Source organism: Blastococcus atacamensis, assembly GCF_002938425.1.
GTDB lineage: Bacteria > Actinomycetota > Actinomycetes > Mycobacteriales > Geodermatophilaceae > Blastococcus > Blastococcus atacamensis.
The window spans coordinates 1-5,001 of the sequence record NZ_POQU01000135.1; the positions used below are offsets into that span (position 1 = coordinate 1).

At 73.0% G+C, this 5,001-nt stretch carries 6 protein-coding genes; 2 read left to right on the forward strand and 4 right to left on the reverse strand.

The features are described 5' to 3' along the window. The first annotated feature begins 196 nt into the window (after positions 1-196). Together C5508_RS19705 and C5508_RS18785 are read left to right on the forward strand one after the other, a co-directional pair. Positions 197-1,042, forward strand: a complete 846-nt coding sequence (locus C5508_RS19705; RefSeq protein WP_157944152.1) for a DUF5667 domain-containing protein — start codon at positions 197-199, stop codon at positions 1,040-1,042. 89 nt (positions 1,043-1,131) lie between these two features. Continuing rightward, positions 1,132-2,046 carry an HAD family hydrolase gene (locus C5508_RS18785; RefSeq protein WP_198598187.1) on the forward strand — a complete coding sequence of 305 codons (915 nt, stop codon included), beginning with the start codon at positions 1,132-1,134 and terminating at the stop codon, positions 2,044-2,046. A 347-nt stretch (positions 2,047-2,393) separates the two neighbouring features. On the opposite strand, the gene C5508_RS18790 is transcribed toward C5508_RS18785, so the two are convergent. The 4 genes from C5508_RS18790 to C5508_RS20810 form a co-directional block, all read right to left on the reverse strand. After that, entirely contained in the window at positions 2,394-3,299 is a 906-nt protein-coding gene (locus C5508_RS18790) for a lysophospholipid acyltransferase family protein (RefSeq protein WP_104526433.1), read from the reverse strand. Further along, positions 3,292-4,398 (reverse strand): NAD-dependent epimerase/dehydratase family protein, encoded by a 1,107-nt coding sequence (locus C5508_RS18795; protein WP_104526434.1) that lies wholly within the window; start codon positions 4,396-4,398, stop codon positions 3,292-3,294. Before C5508_RS18795 ends, C5508_RS18790 begins: the two co-directional genes overlap by 8 nt. 10 nt (positions 4,399-4,408) lie before the next feature. Continuing rightward, positions 4,409-4,507 (reverse strand): 30S ribosomal protein bS22, encoded by a 99-nt coding sequence (locus C5508_RS18800; RefSeq protein ID WP_012854759.1) that lies wholly within the window; start codon positions 4,505-4,507, stop codon positions 4,409-4,411. A gap of 249 nt (positions 4,508-4,756) precedes the next feature. Then, complete coding sequence (locus C5508_RS20810) at positions 4,757-4,975, reverse strand: helix-turn-helix domain-containing protein (RefSeq protein WP_232797296.1); 219 nt, start codon at positions 4,973-4,975, stop codon at positions 4,757-4,759. Positions 4,976-5,001 lie beyond the last annotated feature (26 nt).

Sequence of the window (5,001 nt, forward strand, 5' to 3'; positions counted from 1 at the left end):
TGTTTGTCAGACATGTTTTTTTTTTTTATTGTGCTGGCGACCCCCGAGTATTCCTTTGTAGTGTTTGACGGGATAGTAAGAGAGATAGAAGAGACCGCCCCACCCCCTGGTCTCCCGCCTGCTGGCCGCCCGGGCCGACGACCGGCCGCCGTCGCGCTGGCGCGGCCGGTTCACCGCCGGTCTCGCCGGTGCCGCCGTGGGCGTGACCGGCCTCGCCGCCCTGGTCGCCGTGGCCGCCGGCGCCCAGCCGGGCGACCCCCTCTACGACCTCAAGCGCGGCACCGAGCAGACGCAGCTCGCCCTGGCCGGTGAGAGCCGCGGACAGACCCTCCTGGAGCTCGCCAGCACCCGCCTGGACGAGCTGCGCACGGTGACCGGCGATGCCGAGCTGGTCGAGCAGACGCTGCGCACCATGGACCGGCAGACCACCGAGGGCGCCGCGATCCTGACCGCCCGCGCGGTGGCGACCGCCGACGCCGACACCCTCGAGGACCTCGCCGCCTGGACGGACCGCCAGTCCTCCGGTCTCGAGGCGCTGCGGGCCGAGATGCCCGGCCCCGCCGAGCCGGCCTTCGCCGGCTCCGTCGACCTGCTGCAGGCCCTCGACACCCGGACCGCGGGCCTGTCCACCATCCTCGGCTGTGCCTCCGGGCCGGTCACGGTGGGCGAGGACGCGCTCGGTCCGGTGCCGGGTCTCTGCGTCACCGAGACCCCGGCGCCGGCTCCCGAGGAGGTGCCGGCTCTGCCGCCGGTCGCCACCGGGCCGAGCACCACGCCGGTCATCCCCTCCGCACCGGCCGTCCCCTCCCCGACCGGCAACGGGTCTCCCGCCGCCGTGCCGACGCCGGGCACGACGCCGGTTCCGCCCGCGGACACCCTCCCGACCGCGGGTGCGGTGCCGCCGGCACCGAACCTGCCCCTTCCCGGCGTGCCGAGCGACTCGGCCACCCGGACGACGACGACACCGCCTGCCGTCGCCGTGCCGCTGCCCGGCCCCATCCGGATCTGCCTGCCACCGCTGGCCACCGTGGGGAACTGCTGACCACGACCTGAACCGACCCCGCGGATACGGCTAGGGTCGCACTCGTCGGATCGGACGCCGCCGGGCGTACCGGGAGCAGGGAGGTCGGAGTGCCGCGACTGTCGGTACGGGGCCGCCGCCTCGGACGCCCGGTCGTCGAGGCCGACGAAGAGACCCGGGCACACGTCGCAGGTGCGGCCTCGGCGGCCGCGGCCGAGGTCACCGCGCCACCCGTCCGCGAGCCGGATCTCACCGGAGCCGCGTTCTTCGACGTCGACAACACCATGATGATGGGCGCCTCGCTGTTCTGGTTCGCCCGCGGACTGGCCGCCCGCAAGTACTTCTCCAGCCGCGACCTCTACCGCTTCGTGTGGCAGCAGGCGAAGTTCCGCATCGCCGGCAACGAGAGCGCCGACGACATGCACACGATCCGCGAGAACGCGCTGGCCTTCGTGGCCGGCCGCGAGGTCGTCGAGATCTCGCAGGCAGGCGAGGAGATCTACGACGAGCTCATGGCCGACCGCATCTGGTCCGGCACCCGGGTCCTGGCGCAGAAGCACCTCGACGCCGGGCAGCGGGTCTGGCTCGTGACCGCCACGCCGGTCGAGCTCGCCTCGATCATCGCCCAGCGGCTGGGGCTGACCGGCGCCCTGGGCACCGTCTCCGAGATCGTCGACGGGCGGTACACCGGGCGGCTGGTCGGCGAGATGATGCACGGGCCCGCCAAAGCCGAGGCCGTGCTGGCGCTCGCCGAGCGCGAGGGCCTCGACCTCTCCCGCTGCACCGCCTACAGCGACTCGGCCAACGACCTGCCCATGCTCTCCCTGTGCGGCACCGCGGTCGCCGTCAACCCCGACACCGAGCTGCGGGCCGCCGCCAAGGCGCGCGGCTGGACCATCCGGGATTTCCGCACCGGGCGGAAGGCCGCGAAGATCGGCGTTCCCACCGTGGCCGCCGCGGCGCTCTCCGGCGGGCTCGTCGGCGGTGCGCTGGCGCTGCGCCGGCGGAACCGGTTCCCTTGGTGAGCCTCCGGCCCACCACCGCGGCCGTGACATCCGCGCCCCTCCGGGACGCACCGCGGCCAGGAGCCGTTCCCGAACTGCGCTGAGCTGGTCCTGACCTTCGGCGGGGACCCTCCCGGCCCCCGCTGCGGTCACCTCCCGGGCGTTCCGGCCGGCGCCCTGCACCGGCCGTGGCATACCTCGGGGAGTCGGTGGCGGGGCTCGACCCGCGCCGTCGCCCGTCGGACCGCGCCGTGGCATCGCTCAGGAGTCGGTGGAGCGGCTCAACCCGCGCTGTCCGCGGTCGACCCAGCGTCTCCCGCTCCCAGCGCCGGCCTCGGGGAGGCCTCCGGGCTCCGCTCGGCGGGGGCTCAGCCGAAGACGGAATTGCGGCGGAGGAGGAGCTGGTAGAGCGAGTGCTGGATCGTCTCGCGCACCTGGTCGGTCAGGTTGAAGACCAGCATCGGGTCCTCGGCCGCCGCCGGACCGTACGACGCGGTCTCGATCGGCTCACCGAACGCGATCAGCCACTTCGACGGCAGCGGCACCAGCCCCAGTGGCCCCAGCAGCGGGAACGTCGGCGTGATCGGGAAGTACGGCAGGCCGAACAGCCGGGCCGCGGTCTTCGCGTTCCCGATCATCGGGTAGATCTCCTCGGCCCCGACGATGGCGCACGGGATGATCGGCGCCCCGGTACGCAACGCCGCCGACACGAAGCCGCCGCGGCCGAAGCGCTGCAGGGTGTACCGGTCACGGAACGGCTTGCCGATGCCCTTGAAGCCCTCGGGGAAGACGCCCACCAGCTCGCCCTCGGTGAGCAGCCGCTCGGCGTCCTCGTTGCACGCCAGCGTCGCCCCCAGCTTGCGGGCGAGCGCCCCCGCCAGCGGGATGTCGAAGACCAGGTCGGCGCCCAGCAGGCGGAACCGGCGCGATGCCGGGTGCTCGTCGTGCAGGGCGACCGTGGTCATCAACGCGTCCACCGGCAGCGTGCCGGAGTGGTTGGCCACGACGAGCGCGCCGCTGTCGGCGGGCACGTTCTCCAGGCCGAAGGTCTCGACCCGGAACCACTTCTGGAAGAAGGGCCGCAGGATCGGCAGGAGGACGTGGTCGGCGAGGTCCGGGTCGAAGCCGAACTCGTCGGTGTCGTACTCACCGGACAGCCGGCGCCGCAGGAACTCCAGCCCACCGGCGACCTGGTCGTCCCATGCCGGCGGCGGAACCGGCACGAACGGCTCGTCGTCGTCCGGGCGCAGCGGGATCACGCGGGCCTCAGGCATCGCGAACCGCCCGCAGGCCCGGGGGCGGCGGGGTGGGGCGCAGCCGCCGCTCCACGGCCGAGGCGGTGTCGCCGACGCGGCTGATCAGCGAGCTGAGACCGCTCGTCACCGATCGGACCGTGCGCGGGTCGATCACCGGGGCGACGGTGCGCGCGTAGTCGGCCAGGGCTGCCTCCGTCGTGTACCGGGGGGTGTAGCCGAACTGGGTGCGCAGCCGCGTGGTGTCCACGACGCGACCGAAGTTGAGGAAGCGCATCTGCTCCGGGGAGTAGTCCACGAACCCGAAGCGGCGGGAGAGCCGGCCGACCGACCCCAGGGTCGGCGAGGGCAGCGGCACCTCGACCCGGCCGAGCCGGCGGATGGCCTGCGAGAGCAGCAGCGTCCCCTCTCCACCGACGTTCAGCGTGCCGGCGATCGCCCCGGTGGTCGCGCGCGTCAGCACGGCCAGTGCGTCGTCCTCGTGCAGGAGCTGGACCCGGGCGTCGTAGCCGAGTGCGGTCGGCACCAGCGGCATCCGGAGGAAACCGGTGAGCAGCGAGTCGATCCGGGGACCGATGAAGTTCGTGAACCGCAGGACGGCCACGTCCACGTCGGGGCGACGGCGGGCGAACGAGCGGACGTAGCCTTCGATGTCGACGCTGTCCTTCGCGAAGCCGCCGGAAGGGACCTGGCGCGCCTGCATGGACTCGGTGAACACCGCTGGGTCGCGGGACGAGGCGCCGTAGACGGCGGTCGTCGACTTCAGGACGAACCGGCGGACCGTGGGCGCGCGCTGGCACGCGGCGAGCAGCTGCATCGTGCCGATGACGTTGAGTTCCTTCATCGGCGCCCGGCCGCCGGATCCGGCCGGCGTCGAGCTGATGTTCATGTGCACCACGGTGTCGACCGCCGCCGCCGCGATGACCTTGCCGATCAACGGGTTGCGGATGTCGGCCCGCACGAACTCGGTGCGGCCGAGCCGGCGCAGCATCTCCGGTGACGGCGGGACCGTGTCCACGCCGATGATCCGCTCGATCGACGGATCGGCTGCGAGCTCGGCCGCCAGCGCGCCACCCAGCCACCGGCTCACACCGGTGACGAGGACGACCGCAGGCGGCACGAGCGTCAGCTCACTTCTTGTTGCGGCGCTGAACGCGCGTCTTCTTCAGCAGCTTGCGGTGCTTCTTCTTCGCCATCCGCTTGCGCCGCTTCTTGATGACCGAACCCACGTGGTGCTCCCGACGTCGTAATGAACAGCTCGAGCGCGACCGCCGGGTGCGCCCCGGTGTCGCTCGGCGACCGAGCGTACCCGAGCCGCCCCGCGGCGACGCTGCCACGGGCGGCTGGACCGGGTTCGACGGAGCGGTGTCACGCCGAGTGGGCCCGGAGGGGTCCGCGCAGGCGTGACGCAGCGGCTCAGTGCGTCCGGGGGACGGCACCTGGCCGCGGTGTCGCCCGGGGGGCGACGGTGTCGTAGCTCAGGCGATGTCGGTGTAGGCGTCGCGCAGGTAGTCCTGCACGGCGCGCTCCGGCACGCGGAACGAGCGGCCGACGCGGACGGCGGAGAGCTCACCGGCGTGCACGAGGCGGTACACGGTCATCTTGGAGACCCGCATCATCGAGGCGACCTCGGCGACGGTCAGGAAGGTGACGGCGGCGCGGACACCGTGCCGCTCCAGCTCCAGGCACGCGGCGATCGTCGTCCCACCGGGACAGGTGACCG

Excerpts from the sequence above, each read along its gene's own strand:
- C5508_RS18790 (WP_104526433.1), bottom strand. The coding sequence starts at position 3,299 with ATGCCTGAGGCCCGCGTGATCCCGCTGCGCCCGGACGACGACGAGCCG.